The sequence below is a fragment of the Caballeronia concitans genome (assembly GCF_001544615.1).
In the GTDB taxonomy this organism is placed as follows: Bacteria; Pseudomonadota; Gammaproteobacteria; order Burkholderiales; family Burkholderiaceae; genus Caballeronia; species Caballeronia concitans.
In genome coordinates, this window is sequence record NZ_FCNV02000002.1 from 342,841 (window position 1) to 357,596 (window position 14,756).

At 63.3% G+C, this 14,756-nt stretch carries 12 protein-coding genes; 4 read left to right on the forward strand and 8 right to left on the reverse strand.

The features are described 5' to 3' along the window. Positions 1-41: 41 nt before the first annotated feature. A complete protein-coding gene (locus AWB72_RS07650) occupies positions 42-1,367 on the reverse strand; it encodes an NAD(P)/FAD-dependent oxidoreductase (protein ID WP_040049783.1) in 1,326 nt (441 codons plus the stop codon). A gap of 149 nt (positions 1,368-1,516) precedes the next feature. On the opposite strand from AWB72_RS07650, the gene AWB72_RS07655 reads away from it, so the two are divergent. From AWB72_RS07655 to AWB72_RS07675, 4 genes are all read left to right on the forward strand, one after another. Continuing rightward, the gene (locus AWB72_RS07655) at positions 1,517-2,419 is read left to right on the forward strand and encodes a LysR substrate-binding domain-containing protein (protein WP_040049782.1); all 903 of its coding nucleotides are present in this window, start codon (positions 1,517-1,519) and stop codon (positions 2,417-2,419) included. Positions 2,420-3,447: 1,028 nt separating this feature from the next. Then, complete coding sequence (locus tag AWB72_RS07665) at positions 3,448-4,566, forward strand: sugar ABC transporter substrate-binding protein (RefSeq protein WP_040049781.1); 1,119 nt, start codon at positions 3,448-3,450, stop codon at positions 4,564-4,566. Then, the gene (locus AWB72_RS07670) at positions 4,566-5,576 is read left to right on the forward strand and encodes an ABC transporter permease (protein WP_040049780.1); all 1,011 of its coding nucleotides are present in this window, start codon (positions 4,566-4,568) and stop codon (positions 5,574-5,576) included. The genes AWB72_RS07665 and AWB72_RS07670 overlap by 1 nt, the downstream gene beginning before the upstream one ends. Then, positions 5,573-6,373 carry an ATP-binding cassette domain-containing protein gene (locus AWB72_RS07675; RefSeq protein WP_052449792.1) on the forward strand — a complete coding sequence of 267 codons (801 nt, stop codon included), beginning with the start codon at positions 5,573-5,575 and terminating at the stop codon, positions 6,371-6,373. Before AWB72_RS07670 ends, AWB72_RS07675 begins: the two co-directional genes overlap by 4 nt. A gap of 48 nt (positions 6,374-6,421) precedes the next feature. On the opposite strand, the gene AWB72_RS07680 is transcribed toward AWB72_RS07675, so the two are convergent. The 7 genes from AWB72_RS07680 to AWB72_RS07710 all read right to left on the reverse strand — a co-directional run bounded on the left by AWB72_RS07680 (position 6,422) and on the right by AWB72_RS07710 (position 14,655). Next, positions 6,422-7,810 carry an FAD-binding oxidoreductase gene (locus AWB72_RS07680; protein WP_040049778.1) on the reverse strand — a complete coding sequence of 463 codons (1,389 nt, stop codon included), beginning with the start codon at positions 7,808-7,810 and terminating at the stop codon, positions 6,422-6,424. A 170-nt stretch (positions 7,811-7,980) separates the two neighbouring features. Further along, positions 7,981-8,283: a DUF4148 domain-containing protein gene (locus AWB72_RS07685; RefSeq protein WP_052449791.1), complete on the reverse strand. Its 303-nt coding sequence runs from the start codon at positions 8,281-8,283 to the stop codon at positions 7,981-7,983. 192 nt (positions 8,284-8,475) lie between these two features. Beyond that, complete coding sequence (locus AWB72_RS07690; RefSeq protein WP_040049776.1) at positions 8,476-9,768, reverse strand: MFS transporter; 1,293 nt, start codon at positions 9,766-9,768, stop codon at positions 8,476-8,478. A 27-nt stretch (positions 9,769-9,795) separates the two neighbouring features. Further along, entirely contained in the window at positions 9,796-10,632 is an 837-nt protein-coding gene (locus AWB72_RS07695; RefSeq protein ID WP_040049901.1) for an NAD-dependent epimerase/dehydratase family protein, read from the reverse strand. 253 nt (positions 10,633-10,885) lie between these two features. Further along, positions 10,886-11,326 carry a MarR family winged helix-turn-helix transcriptional regulator gene (locus AWB72_RS07700; RefSeq protein WP_040049775.1) on the reverse strand — a complete coding sequence of 147 codons (441 nt, stop codon included), beginning with the start codon at positions 11,324-11,326 and terminating at the stop codon, positions 10,886-10,888. Next, the gene (locus AWB72_RS07705) at positions 11,326-13,239 is read right to left on the reverse strand and encodes an FAD-binding monooxygenase (RefSeq protein WP_040049774.1); all 1,914 of its coding nucleotides are present in this window, start codon (positions 13,237-13,239) and stop codon (positions 11,326-11,328) included. Before AWB72_RS07705 ends, AWB72_RS07700 begins: the two co-directional genes overlap by 1 nt. Positions 13,240-13,407: 168 nt before the next feature. Continuing rightward, a complete protein-coding gene (locus AWB72_RS07710) occupies positions 13,408-14,655 on the reverse strand; it encodes an NAD(P)/FAD-dependent oxidoreductase (protein ID WP_040049773.1) in 1,248 nt (415 codons plus the stop codon). Positions 14,656-14,756 lie beyond the last annotated feature (101 nt).

The following is a 14,756-nucleotide window of genomic DNA, read 5'->3' on the forward strand; positions in this document are numbered from 1 at the left end:
TTAATGCTTCGCGATCCTAGGTTACGGTGTTCGTCTTCTCTTCAAGAGAGCGCTGCTCGCACACGGCCGTGCCACATATCGCCGATACGGTACATCGCACTGCCGACGGGCACCGCGAGCGTGCTGGCCATTCCCGCGCCCGAGAGAGGAAACGCGCCTTCGCCGAACGCACCGACATCCTGCTCGACGCCGACCATGTGTTTGCCGATGCGATGCCCGAGATAGCTCATCAGCGCAACGCCGTTGCCGTTGCAGCCGAGCGCGTAATGCACGCCGTCGTGCTGGCCGATGTGCGCGAGCCTGTCCCCGGTCATCGCGACGAAGCCTTTCCACGCATGCGTGACGCGGACGTCCCGCAGCGCGGGCCACAATTGCACGAGCCTCGCATACAGCCGACGCGCGGCCTCGCGTTCGTCGATCTCGCGGATGGCGGGCCGCGAACCGAAGATCATGCGCGTGCCGTCCGGCGACGGGCGCGTGTAGAAGAGATTGCGCTTCGAATCGCTGATCATGCGGCGGCCCGGATTGAGCACGTTCATGAGGCCTTCGGGCAGCGGCTCGGTGGCGATCTGATAACTCTCAACCGGCAACACACGGCGCGAGAAGAACGGCAGCAGCGGACCGGTATAGCCGTTGGTGGCCACCAGCACCTGCTGCGCGTTGCACACGCCGCGCGCGGTGCGCACGCGAAAGCACGCATTTCCCGTTCGTTCGATGCGCTGCACCGCTGCGTGCGAATGCAGCGTCGCGCCGCGCCGCCGCGCGAGATCGCGCAGCGCACGATGATATTTCGCGGTATGCAGCCCGCCGTATTCGTCGACGAGAATGCCGCCGTAGTAATAGTCGGAGCCGATGATGCCGCGCTGCGCATCGCGCTCGATCACATGCACCGTGACGCCGGTCTTGTCGCGCAACAACTGGCCCTGGCGACGCAGCATGTTGAAATGCGCGGGCGTATAGGCGCCGAAGAAGCGGCCGGTGATGCGCAGGTCTGCGTCGAGCGATTCGTCGGCGATGATCTGCTTGAGATAGTCGAAGCTCGCCATCGACTCCTGCATCAGACGCGTGAGACGTTCGGCGGACACGCCGCGAATCGCGTTGGTCAACGCGAGCTTCTGGCCGCTCGACACCATGCCGCCGCTGCGCGTGCTGCCGCCCGCGCCGATCTCGGCGGCATCCAGCACCGCGACGCGCGCGCCGTGCTTCGCGGCCTCCGCCGCCGCCGACAGCCCGCAGTATCCGCTGCCGACGATCGCCAGGTCCACGTTCGCCGGCAACGGCTCCGGCGCGCCCTCGGGAGGTGCCGCATCCCACCAGTACGGGGTGCAGCGGAAGGTTTCGTGAAACAGCAACGCATCGGGACGCATGGACTCAACCCTGTTCGCTTGATTCGAGTCCAGTGTCGCCCTCGCAAATCATCCGGTCAAATAGCGCCAAAAACGGCTTCTATTCATTTCTGATATGGCAAGCTGACGGCTTCGGCCGATGCTTGCGCGGCCCACGCCCGGAGAAAACGATGAATCTCAGGCAGGTCGAGGCGTTTCGGCTAGTCATGCTGCGCGGTTCGATGACGGCCGCCGCCGAAGAACTCGGCACATCGCAACCGAGCATCAGCCGCTTGATCGCGGAGCTGGAAGCCGCGACGGGATTGACGCTGTTCGTGCGCAATGGCGGACGCATTCACGCCACGGATGCGGGCAGTGCGTTCTATCGCGAGGTGGATCGCAGCTTCGTCGGCCTCGAGAAACTGCAGCATTCGGCGCGCGAGATTCTCGAGCTCGGCAGCGGGCGGCTGCGCATCGTGGCAGCGCCGGTGCTCGCGTTGTCGTTTCTGCCTGCCGTCATCGCGCGCTTCGCGGACGCCCATCCGCGCGTCGCGGTATCGCTCGAAATGCGCAGCGAGAGCACGATCCAGCGCTGGGTGTCGTCGGGACACTGCGACGTGGGCTTCGCGACCACCACGCCCGATGCGTTCGGCGTGACGAGCGTGGAACTCTATGAACTCGCGGGGCTATGCGCGTTGCCCGCGCGTCACGCGCTCGCGGCGCGCACGCGGATTCGCGCGGCGGACCTGCGTGGCGAACGGCTCATCCTGCCTTCTTATGCGGACGATACGCGCGCCGCGCTCGATCGCGCGCTGCGTCCGGCGGGCGCGGATCAGGTGCCTGCCATCGAGACGCCGTATGGCGCGACCATCTGCGCGCTCGTGACGCGCGGCGCGGGCGTGGGCATCGTCAATCCGCTCGCGACCGTGGATGCCGACCCGGCACGCATTGTGTTCCGGCCGTTCGCGCCGGAGATATGGTTTCGCGGCTTCACGCTTTATCCGCAGACGCCGCGCGGCAATCCGGTCGTCGGCGCGTTTCTCGAACTCGTCCATGAAGAGATGGCGGCGTTGACGGCGGGCGCGCGCATCTGAGTCCTCATCCTCACCGCGAACGACGCAGCCGCGCCAAGGTCATCGCCCCGCTCCTGGAATTGAGCCACAAGAGCAGCATGCCATTGACGAACGTGACCGGCTGCGCGGAACCGCCCGCCGCGTTGGGCCGGCCGCTTCGCGCCACGCGCCAGGCGAGCCACAGCAAGATACGCGGAACCCAGCGCCTTCACGATGCGTTACAGCGCGGGCATCGCCAAGGGAATGCCGCCGAGTCCCAGTGCGGCGACGGCTGCAAGCAAACATTGATGAAGCGCGCATGCGTTTGGTTCGTGAGACGCTCCGCGCACGGCTGGATGCGCTCTTAGCGATGAGCCGATTCGTTAGCGCAAGCAGAATGCCGGTGATTATGCGATTCCCGCGCTTACCTTGCGGGATGAAGTTGCGGGAGGACAGTCGGAGTTTGCGGCGCGTATTGCGTGAGGCGCATGTCATTGCAAGCCGATTGGACGATTATTGCGCCTTGCGCTGATAACGGACCTTCAACGCATCGAGCACCCAGCAGAGTTCGTAACAATTCTCGCAACGATATCCGAGTGAATTTCTCGAAACACAGTTTTTAGCTGGCCGAACCATTGCCTCTCTGGGCGGAGGAATGCTCATCGGACGGCACGATCCGCAAACACTGACACCGCCACCTCCGCCTCACAGTCGTGAGTCACCGTCGCTCAAACTGCTCCCGCACCGCCCCATCCCATATCAAGCGTTTAAATAGAAAGACTATTTCCCATGCGATCACCGGGAAAACGCTAATCGAAACCCGAAAAGACCCTGCATATAGTTTGCCTAATTCAAAAAGAACGCCGCCTCGAAGCGAAATCCGAAATGTGGGATTTAGTGAATTTAGCTAAACGTCCACACTATTTCTTTCAAGCGCGCATCACCTGCTAAATGCAAGCCGCTGCAAGCCATCGCTAAGCAGCGCCGATCACCAGCCAGCATCCGAAAGAGATCGACGACGAGTCGACCGATCGACCAACGACTAACCAAGAACAGGACCGGAGGAAGACATGGCGCAGAAACGGGACGACTCGCAAGAGGACAGCACGAACGGCAGCGGCATCGTCAATGCAGGCCGGCGCGGCCTGATGCAAGGCGCGGGACTCGGCGCCGCGCTGTCGCTGCTCGGCGCGGCCGGCGGCGCGGGCGGCTTGATCTCCAGCGCGCAAGCCGCGGAAGCGGCATTCCCGCAACACAAGCGCTGGAAGATCGTCTTCGTGAACCACGTCACCACGAACCCGTTCTTCGTCCCGACGCAATACGGCATTCAGGACGCATGTTCGCTGCTCGGCATGGATTATCAGTGGACAGGATCGGCCACATCGGATGCCGGCGAAATGGTGCGCGCCGTGAATTCGGCCATTGCTGCGAAAGCCGACGCCATCGCCGTGCCTATCGTCGATCCGAACGCATTCGACAAGCCGATTCAGGCCGCGCTCGATGCGGGCATTCCCGTGTTCGCTTACAACGCCGATGCGCCGCGCGGCAAGACGAGCCCGCGCCTCGCGTACATCGGGCAGGACCTGTATCTGTCGGGCTATCAGATGGGCGAGCGTATCGCGAGTCTCATCGACAGCGGTCTTGTCGCGCTCTTCATCGCGACGCCGGGTCAGCTCAACATCCAGCCGCGTCTCGATGGCGCGAGCGACGCCATCAAGAAGTCCGGCAAGAAGATCGACATTCAAACGGTGGCGACGGGCGCGACCGTCAACGAAGAACTCTCGAAGATCAAGGCGTTCTATCTCGGCCACCAGGACCTCAAAGGCATGTTCGCCGTCGATGCCGGCAGCACGCAGGGCGTCGCGCAAGTGATGAAGGAATCGAACCTGCCGTCGAAGGGCGTGCATGGCGGCGGCTTCGATTTGCTGCCGCAGACCATCCAGCTCATTCAGGAAGGATTCCTCGATTTCACCATCGACCAGCAGCCGTATGTACAAGGCTTCTATACGGTGATGGAAGCGTTCACCTTCCTCGCGTCGGGCGGACTGGTCGGGCCTGCCAACATCAACACCGGTCTCAAGTTCGTGACGAAGAGCACCGTCGAGCCGTATCTCAACACCTCGACGCGCTATGAAGGCAAGACCACCAAGCCGCAGATCGTTCCGATGCACGGCGCCATCAAATCGTAATGAACACGGTCAATCAATCCGGCAAGACAGAGACGCCCGCGCGGCTTCAACGGCCGCGCGGCGCATGGACGTCGCACTGGGCCGCGGAGTTGCGCATCTTTCTCGTGGCGATCCTGTTGGCCGCGTATTTCCAGATCGTCAATCACGACTTCCTGCTGTCCAACGCGAGCCTCGTGAACCTGTCGCAGTTCATCGCGCCGGTGGCGATCATCGCGTTCGGCGAGATCATGCTGATGATCGGCGGCGACATCGATCTTTCAGCAGGCATGGTGTTCGCGTTCGCGCCGTTCATCATGGTGTTCGCGAACGAAGCGGGCGCGCCGATGTGGCTCGCGGTCATCGCAGGACTCATCGCCGCGGCGATCATCGGCTTCGTGAACGGCGCGGTGACCGTGTTTCTGCGCTTGCCCTCGTTCGTCACGACGCTCGGCACGCTGTTTCTCATCAACGGCATCACGCTCACCATGTCGCGCGGCACGCCCGCCGCCACGCCGGGCTCGCCCGAGTTCGCTGCAATCATGGGTTCGTGGGGCTATAGCGAGATCATCTGGACGATCGCGCTCGCGTTCATCATGCATGTTTTGCTGCGGCATACGCGATGGGGCTTGCACACGCAAGCGGCCGGCGCGAATGCGCTCGGCGCGAGCGAAGCGGGCATTCATGTGAATCGCCTGCGCCTCGGAAACTTCGTGCTGGCCGCCGTGCTTGCCGGTTTGACCGGCATTCTCGAAGGCTTTCGCATCACGTCCATCGATCCTCAAGCGGGCGGCAATCAGATCATGTTTCTTGCTGTCGCTGCGGCGGTGATCGGCGGCACGCCTCTGACGGGCGGCTCGGGCACCATCGTCGGCGGTCTGCTGGGCGCGGCGGTGCTCGGCATTCTGAGCGACGGCTTCACGCTCATCGGCATCAACGCCTTCACGTTCAACATCATTCTCGGAGCTGCGATTCTCGCCGCGATGATCTTCAATATCCACGTCGGACGCATCCGGCGCAAAGGGGCACGATGATGGATGCATCGCAAGTCGCGCCCGCCGGTCTCGCGCTACGCGGCGATTCGCTCGTCAAGCGCTTTGGCGCCGTGACCGCGCTCGACGGCGTATCGCTCACGCTCGGCAAAGGCGAAATTCTCGGCATACTCGGCGACAACGGCGCGGGCAAGTCCACGCTCGTCAAGATACTCACGGGCTTTCATCAGCAGACGAGCGGCACGCTGCATGTGCACGGCGAAGAAACGCTGCTGCGCAACGTCGATCATGCGCGCGCGCTCGGCATCGAATGCGTGTATCAGGACCTCGCGCTCGCGAACTCGCTGTCGATCTATCACAACATGTTCCTGAACCGCGAGATCGTGCGGAACGGGCCCGCGCGTCTGTTGCGTCTCGTCGATCACAAGCAGATGCGCGAGCGCGCGGCGCAATGTCTCGACGATATCGGCGTGCACGTGCCTTCCGTCGATCTGCCGGTTGAACGGCTTTCGGGCGGACAGCGTCAGGCGATCGCCGTGGCGCGCGCGGTCAATTCGAACGCGAAGATCCTGCTGCTCGACGAACCGCTCGCCGCGATGGGCGCGCGCGAAGCAGCGCTCATCATCGATCTCGTCATGCGGCTGAAAGAGAAAGGCGGCCTGTCGATCATCATGATCATGCACAACTACGCGCAGACGCTCGACATCGCGGATCGCATCATGTTGATGCAGCGCGGACGCGTGACTTACGAACAGCGCAGCGCGAATACTTCGGTCGCCGAACTAATGGACATCGTGCGGCGCGAGTATCGCGCGATGCGCGCGACGACTGCGAGTTAAGGAAAGCCCTTCTTTCGCAGCCGTATCGCGCGCATCGTCAAAGGCGCATCACACGATCTTGCCGGGATTGAGCAGGCCGAGCGGATCGAGTGCGCTCTTGATCGCACGCATTGCATCGATGTCGGTCTCGCGGCGACTTTGCGGGAGGAAGTGCCGCTTCTTCACGCCGATGCCGTGCTCCGCCGAAATCGAACCGTTCAGTTCGCGCGTGACGTCGTAGATCACGTGGTCGATGTCGTCGTGATCGTGCTTGCCCAGCCCCGGCACGTCCACGACGATATGGATGTTCCCATCGCCCAGATGCCCGTAGATGAGAATGAGCGCTTGCGGCCAGCGTTCGCGCAGCCGCGCTTCGCAACGCGCGGCCGCATCTCCCACCTGCGCGATGGAAAAGCTGACATCGTAAGCCGCGTGGTTCGGAATGAAGCGCTGATATTCGCCGGGCGCATCGCGGATGGCCCAGAACGCGAGCGCATGCGCTTCGGACGACGCGATCGCCGCATCCGTCACGACGCCCTCTTCCAGCATCGCGCCGAGGAACTCTTCGAACGCCTCGTTGTGTCGAACGGGATCGGTGCCGACGCTTTCCAGCAGCACGTAGAACGGATGCGACGACCCGAGCGGCGCGCGCAGATTCGGCAGATTGCCGAGGACGGCATCGTGATAACCGGCCCACATGACTTCGAACGCCGATACGCCCGGCGCGAGTCCGGCCTGCGCGCGCGTGAGCAGCGTCGTCACGGCCTTGAAGTCCGGCAGGCCGCACCATGCGGTCGCGGTCGCCGTGGGCTTCGGACGCAGGCGCAGCACGACGCGCGTGATGACCGCAAGCGTGCCTTCGCTGCCGATCAATAGATGGCGCAGGTCGTAGCCGCTGTTGTTCTTGATCATCTTGGAGAGGCCGCCTACGACCGCGCCGCTCGCGAGCACCGCTTCGAGGCCGAGCACCTGATCGCGCATCATGCCGTACTTGATGACGCGATTGCCGCCCGCGTTCGTCGCGAGGTTGCCGCCGATGGTGCAACTGCCGCGCGCGCCCAGATCGAGCGGAAAGTAGAAGCCCGCCGCGCTCGCCGCTTCCTGCACGTTTTGCAGCACCGCGCCGGCTTCGACCGTCATGGTGCCCGAGACTTCATCAATCTCGACGATGCGGTTCATGCGGTCCAGACTCAGCGCCACTTCGCCGCCGCGCGCGTTCGCCCCGCCGACGAGGCCCGTCAACCCGCCCTGCGTCACCATGGGTTGCTGATAGCGCGTGCAGATGGCCAGCGCCTGTGCCACTTCTTCCGTATTGCGCGGACGAATGACCGCGAGCGGCACTTCGCCCGGCAAGCCGCTCCAGTCGACCACGCGCCGGTCGCCGAATTCATCGGGCAGCGCGACCACGTCCGCGCCGAGGGTTTCGCGCAATGCGCTTACAGCTTCGCCTGCCGTCATGTGCTGCGTGTCTCCATGTCGATGTCGATGGTTCGCCGGATCGCATGAACGCGATCCTTCATTCGCGGCCTATGCCGCGTGGCGCCATGACATGAATAGAACACGTCGTCGCGATTCATGGCAAGCATTTCCGCCAGCGAAATGCTGGCAGGCGTGAGCAGGCCGAAGCGCTACTGCGCCGCGCTGCCCCCTATGCCTGCTTTCTTCTGCGCGTTCTGCAGGTTTTGCGGATAGTCGGGATCGTTCCCCCTCGACGGGTTGTAGCCCGCATCCTCCAGCTTCTTGAGCTCGGCGTTCTTCTTCGCGCGCGCCTGCTTGCGCGCCGCCTTCTTCTGTTCCTTCGTCATGGGCGCGGCTTGCGTCGTTGCAGTCGCACCGGAAGCGCTGGTCTGCGCGTAGGCAGGCGACACGGCGAACGCGCCCGCAGCCGGCACGATGAACGACAAGGCAATAATGGCGATTCTGTTTTTCATGACGACCCCGTTTTTGGATGAGATGCTGCGTCCGAGTATAGAAGCAAAACATGCCCTTCGCTGCGGTATGCGGCGTCTGGTCGTACAAGCGTGTTCAGCCGCAGTGAACAGTCGCAATTAAAAAGCCGCCGTTCCTGCAAAGGAATCGGCAGCTTGAAACAATAGGCCGATACGTCACGCATCGGCGCAACGTTATTTTGCCGCTGCGCCCGCTGCGACCCACTGCGGTTGCGCGGTCTTGTCGTCGCGTCTTGCGAGCAGACACACGACGCCCGCCGCGATGATGTCGAACACGGCCAGCACCACGAACAACGGGCTATAGCCGATCTGCGTCACCAGCACGCCGAACAGCGCCGTGAACGCCGCCGCGCCGAGATAACCCGCCATGCCGCCCATGCCCGTCGCGGTCGCGACTTCGTTCTTGCCGAACATGTCGGATGTGATCGCATACAACGCGCCCGACAAGGTCTGATGCGCGAAGCCGCCGACGCACAGCAATGCCACCGCGGCATAAGGGCTCGCCACGAGGCCGACGCACGCCGGTCCGATCATGCACAGCGCGCCCACCACGAACACCATCTTGCGCGACGTGAACAGCGAGACCTTCGCGTACTTGTGAAACAGCGGGCTCAGATAGCCGCCCAGCACGCAGCCGATATCCGCCGCGAGGAACGGCATCCATGCGTACATCGCGACTTCCTTCAGGTTCATGTGACGCTCGGTCATCATATAGAGCGGAATCCACGCATTGAACGTCTGCCACGCCGGCTCGGAAAGAATGCGCGGAATGCCGATCGCCCAGAAGTCGCGGGTGCGCAGCATCGCAAGCCGGCTGCGCTTCACGCCGCCCGCATCGGCATGGATCGCTTCCTGGCCGCTCAGGATGTAGTCGCGCTCGCCGTCGCCCAGCATCTTTTGCTTGCGCGGATGCTGATACAGCGCCATCCACAGCACGCACCAGATCACGCCCGCCACGCCGACCATCACGAACGCCAATTGCCATTCGCCGTGCATCAGCGCCCACACGACGAGCGGCGGTGCGAGCAGTGCGCCGATGGACGAGCCGATGTTGAACCAGCCGATCGCCACCGACCGCTCTTTCGCCGGAAACCACTCGCTCGTCGCCTTGACGCCGGCCGGAATGCCCGCCGCCTCGGCCACGCCGAGCAGGCCGCGGAAGAACGCGAGGCTGCGCCAGCCCGTCGACCACGCCGCCGCCGCGCAGGCGAGCGACCACGCGAGGGCGAACGCCACGAAGCCGAGCTTGGTGCCGATGGTATCGAGCACGAAGCCCGCCACCGGCTGCATGAACGCATAACAGAGCTGCCACGCCACCACGACGTGCGCGTATTGCTCGGTGGTGATGTGCAGGTCCTTCATGAGGCTCGGCGCCGCGACCGACAGCGTATTGCGAGCCAGATAGTTGATGATGAGGCCAGCCGCGACGAGGCTGACCATCCACCAGCGAATGCCTTTGATTTTCATGTGAAGTCTCCTCCCGACCCTGACCGGTCAGGACTGTGCTGCCGGCGAAGCGGACTCGCCGCTCGCGGTCGTATCGTTACGTGAATAGTCGATGCCGACGAAGCTGCCGCCCTGGAAGCGCTGACCGAGCGCATCGAGCGGATTCGGACGCGCGAGAATCTCGTCGGCGTAGTCCTCGGCGTTCTGCATCGGCTCATAACCGAGGCGCGCCGCGCCGCTGTTGTCCCACCAGCTGCGCGTGTTCGCGGACACGCCCCACACGGTCAGAAAGCCGATGTCCTCCGTTTCGATGCAGCGGTCGAGGAAATGCATCAGATCGCGATGACCGAACCACGTGCTCAGATGCCGCGGCTCGGTCGGCCGCTCGAGGCAACTGCCGATCCGCACGCATACGCTTTCGATGCCGTGCTTGTCCCAGTACATGCGCGCGAGCGACTCGCCCCACACCTTGCTCAGGCCATAGAAGCCGTCCGGGCGCAGTTCGCAATCGAGGCCGAGGCGCTCGGTCACCGGATACATGCCGATCGCGTGATTGGAGCTTGCGAACACGATGCGCTTCACGCCGTGGCGGCGCGCGCCTTCGTACACTTCCACGAGGCCGCGCAAGTTGTTCTCGATGATTTCGGGCAACGGACGCTCGACGCTCGTGCCGGCGAAGTGGATCAGCACATCGACGCCGTCGAGCAGGCGGTCCACCACGGCGGGATCGCGAAGATCGCCGTGCATGACGTCTTCACCTTCGACGAGCGGCGTGAGCGCGCGGGAGCCCGCGGCTGAACGTAACGGGATGCCACGTTCGATGAACGCGGCGCGGACGACGCAGCCAAGCTGCCCTCCGGCGCCGCTCAGGGCGATCTTCTTCATGGTTATCTTCGGGAAAAGCGATGGCCGTTGCTTTGCCATCGTCGTGTTCGGATAGTCGTACGATGACATACTATGCGTGCCGCGAAACTAGGCGATTACCCGTACGGTTGCGTCGTTAGGTAACCGTTTTCTTTCATCGGCTAGACCGCCGATTGCTTCGATTATCATGAGATGTCATATCTCTTACGGCTCAGTTGCGACGAGCTTTCGTATTCATCTTGTCGTCGTCGCGATGGCGAGCCGCCGCTTCGCGCTACTCCGCAGCCGGCAAAAGCGCCGACAACAGCCGCCGCAATTCCCTACCCTCGGCCGGCGTCAGCTTCGCCGTGAGAATGCGCTCCACCTGCTCCACGCGCGGACGCAACGCCGAAAGCTGCTTCTTGCCCGCCGGCGTCAGAAACAGCACGTAGCTGCGCTTGTCGACAGGATCGTCGGAGCGTTCGATGAGTTCGTTGCGAACCATCCGCGCGACGAGATCGGCGATGGTCGACCGGTCCACGTCGAGTTCGTCGCCGAGCTGACGCTGATTGACGCCCGGCGTCCGATGCAGAATCTCGAGCGCCGCATACTGTACGCTCGTGATCTCCGTGGACACCTCGCTTTGCCACACAGCCAGATGGCGCTGCTGCGCGCGGCGCACGAGGCTGCCGGTGAATTTTGAAAGCTCGTCGGGATGGTCGATTTTGGCCGGCACTATCTGGCGGTTCCGCAAGTGGAATGAGTTCGGAAAGCGGGCCGCAGGAACGCATTCAATTCGGCGAAGGCGTCGAGCGGAAGCACATGCGCGACGTACTGGTCCGGACGAACGACGACCAGCGCACCGCGCTCGCGGTCGATACCGCGCTCATCGAAGATATCAGACGATGCGTCGCTCGAAAACGCCTTCTCGTAGTCGATCAAGCCGTAACGCCCCTTGCGCGGCAGCAACGCCGCGTGCAGATCTTCCAGCCGCACATCACGATGCGGCGTCTGCACCACGGCGCGCAAATCGATGACGCTGTCCGCATCGGCGTCGTGCGGCGTCACGCGACGCATGATCGATTCCGGCGACGCGGCGAGATGATCGCACAGCGCATCGAGCGCCTTGCCGCTGGCGTCGGAGAACGCGTACAGGCGCCAGCGGCCGTCCGCGCGCGCGACGTGACCGAGATGCATCGGCCTGGCATCGGCAATGCGGATAACGGGCGATGAGTGAAAGCGCGTGCCGATCTCGAAGCCGCTTGCGAGCGATTGATGCGTGGCTTCGCCCGTCAGCGCGCCAGGCCGATAACGCGTGGCCACGCCCGCCGTGTACCGGCCCGCGCGAACGAAATACGCCTGCAGTTCCGCCGGATCGACGCCGCCCGCTTCGGGGCGCGCCGGATCTTTCGGCGGCGCGGCCATCATCGCGGACCATTCCTTGTCGAAGTCGATCAGTTCTTGCGCGACCGGCTGCCGCTCGTCGGAATACGTGCGCAACAGGCTCGCGTCGCTGCGCCCCCGCAGCACCGCGCCGAGCTTCCAGCCGAGATTGAAGCCGTCCTGCATCGATACGTTCATGCCCTGACCGGCCTTCGCGCTGTGCGTATGACACGCATCGCCCGCGATGAACACGCGCGGCTCGCGCGCGCCGTGCTCCGTGATGGCGTCGTCGAAACGTTCGGTGAGGCGCTGCCCCACTTCATACACCGAGAACCACGCGACCTCTTTCACGTCGAGCGTATACGGCTGCAGAATGCTTCGCGCAGTCTCGATGATCCGCTCGACCCGAGTCTGCTTGATGCCGTCGCGATTCTCCGGCGTGATCTCGCCGAGATCGACGTAAAAGCGCACGAGATAGCCGCCTTCACGCGGAATGATGAGCAGGTTGCCCTTGGTCGCGGACTGGATCGCCGCCTTCAGGCGAATGTCCGGAAAGTCGGTCACGGCGAGCGCATCCATCACGCCCCACGCGTGGTTCGCGGCATCGCCCTTCAACGTCTGGCCGATGGCCGCCCGCACGCGGCTTCGCGCGCCGTCGCAACCCACCACGTAACGGGCGCGCACGGTGACCTCTTCGCCGAGCCGCGCTTCGTCCGTGCGACGCAACGTGACATACACGGGATATTCGTCCGTGTCGTCGCGCTTCATGTCGGCTAATTCGAGGCCGTAATCGGGTTCGAGGCGTCTTGCGGACCGGCGCATCAAGTCGAGCAGATATTCCTGCACGCGCGCCTGGTTCACGATCACATGCGGAAATTCGGACAGACCTGCTTCGGTGTCCTGAACGCGTCCGGTACGCCGGATCGCGCCACGGTCATCTGCACTCGGTCTCCAGAACACGGTCTCGTTGACCCAATACGCTTCACGCAGCATGCGTTCGCTGAGACCGAACGCGTTGAACATTTCAACCGTTCGGCAAGCGACGCCATCGGCCTGTCCCATCAGCAACGGGCCCGCGCGACGTTCGACGATACGCGTGGTGATCGACGGAAACTGCGACAACTGCGCCGCGAGCACGAGCCCCGCCGGCCCGCTTCCGACGATGAGCACATCCACTGCATCGGGCATCTCGATGTGCGGCGCGCCGTCGATTGCCGGTTCGATCATCGGATCGTCCGTGCGAAAACCGTTCAGATGAAACTGCATGACGTCTTCCTCCAGATGGTCTCGATCAACCCTGGGTTCGAATATACTCCGTATGCCAACTATCTCAAAGATTTAATCGTGACCCTGCTGTTTACCCTGATATGGCGATAAATCCGGCCCTGAAGCGGGCCGGAGAGTTCAGGAATTTGAGCAGCAGCTCGGCTTTCGTCAGTCTCGCAGCATGCACGCTTCATGCAGCGTATCGAGCCGACGCGCGGCATCCGCGACATACGGATTCGTTTCGTCCCAGGCATAACCCGCGAGCACCGCGCAGACCAGGCGACGAATCGCCGGCGTCTGATCGGGCGTGAAGATGATGTCCTGCAGCTTGCCCGAATACCAGCGTTCGACGAACGCGCGGAACGTGTCGATGCCCTTGCGCAAGGGCGCGTCGTAGTGCGCGTGCCAGTCGATGACTTCGCCATTCAACTGACGTTCCAGCGTCTGAACCGCGAGATGCGCGGAACGCAATGCAATGGTCACGCCCGACGAGAACACGGGGTCCAGGAATTCGCCCGCATTGCCGAGCAGCGCGTAGCCCGCGCCATGCAGCTTCTCCACGTTCGCGGAATAACCGCCGATATGCCGCACGGGCATCAGGAACGGCGCATTGCCGATCAAGCGGTTCAGCGTCGGTTCGCTTTGGATCAGCGTACGCAACTTCTCTTCGCGCTCGGCTTCATCGACATCGAGAAACGCCGCTTCGGCCACGCATCCCACGGAGGATCGGCCATTTGCGAGTGGAATCATCCAGTACCACACGTCGCGATGCTCGGGATGCACGGCTACCGTGATCTTGTTGCGATCATGCGCCTCGACGGGAATGCCGTCGCGCACATGCGTGAAGATGGCGGCGCGCGTGGCGAGGCGTGTCGGCGCTTCGAGATTCAGGAGGCGCGGCAGCACACGGCCGAAGCCGCTCGCGTCGAGCACGAAGCGCGCATGCACCTGATACTGCGTGCCGGCTTCGTCGATGACATCGAGCACGGGCGCATCGCCCGTTTTCATGGCGAGCACGGTGTGACCGAAGCGTACGTCGGCGCCCTGCTCCATCGCGCAGCGGATCAACAGATCGTCGAACACGGCGCGCTCGACCTGATACGTCGTGCCCCATCCCTTCGAATGCTTGTCGCGGAAGTCGTAAGCCGAGGCCTGATCGCGATACACGAACTGCGCGCCGTTCTTGTACTGAAAGCCCGCTTCGACGACCGCGCGCAACATGCCCGCCTCTTCGAGATACGCCATGCTTTGCGGCAACAGACTTTCGCCGATGGAAAAGCGCGGGAAATGCTGGCGTTCGAGCACGAGCACCGAGCGCCCGGCTTTTCGCAACAGCGCGGCAGCCACCGCGCCCGACGGTCCTGCGCCGATGATGGCGACATCGACTTCGGCGTTCATCGAATCTTCTTTGTTCATTCTCTACATCCCTTCGTTGCACGCAGCAACAATTGCAAACACGACACATGCACCGCGCATCAGCGATTACAATCACACGCGGACCATGCATCAATAACATC

Excerpts from the sequence above, each read along its gene's own strand:
- AWB72_RS07650 (WP_040049783.1), bottom strand. The coding sequence starts at position 1,367 with ATGCGTCCCGATGCGTTGCTGTTTCACGAAACCTTCCGCTGCACCCCG.
- AWB72_RS07655 (WP_040049782.1), top strand. The coding sequence starts at position 1,517 with ATGAATCTCAGGCAGGTCGAGGCGTTTCGGCTAGTCATGCTGCGCGGT.
- AWB72_RS07665 (WP_040049781.1), top strand. The coding sequence starts at position 3,448 with ATGGCGCAGAAACGGGACGACTCGCAAGAGGACAGCACGAACGGCAGC.
- AWB72_RS07670 (WP_040049780.1), top strand. The coding sequence starts at position 4,566 with ATGAACACGGTCAATCAATCCGGCAAGACAGAGACGCCCGCGCGGCTT.
- AWB72_RS07675 (WP_052449792.1), top strand. The coding sequence starts at position 5,573 with ATGATGGATGCATCGCAAGTCGCGCCCGCCGGTCTCGCGCTACGCGGC.
- AWB72_RS07680 (WP_040049778.1), bottom strand. The coding sequence starts at position 7,810 with ATGACGGCAGGCGAAGCTGTAAGCGCATTGCGCGAAACCCTCGGCGCG.
- AWB72_RS07685 (WP_052449791.1), bottom strand. The coding sequence starts at position 8,283 with ATGAAAAACAGAATCGCCATTATTGCCTTGTCGTTCATCGTGCCGGCT.
- AWB72_RS07690 (WP_040049776.1), bottom strand. The coding sequence starts at position 9,768 with ATGAAAATCAAAGGCATTCGCTGGTGGATGGTCAGCCTCGTCGCGGCT.
- AWB72_RS07695 (WP_040049901.1), bottom strand. The coding sequence starts at position 10,632 with ATGAAGAAGATCGCCCTGAGCGGCGCCGGAGGGCAGCTTGGCTGCGTC.
- AWB72_RS07705 (WP_040049774.1), bottom strand. The coding sequence starts at position 13,239 with ATGCAGTTTCATCTGAACGGTTTTCGCACGGACGATCCGATGATCGAA.
- AWB72_RS07710 (WP_040049773.1), bottom strand. The coding sequence starts at position 14,655 with ATGAACAAAGAAGATTCGATGAACGCCGAAGTCGATGTCGCCATCATC.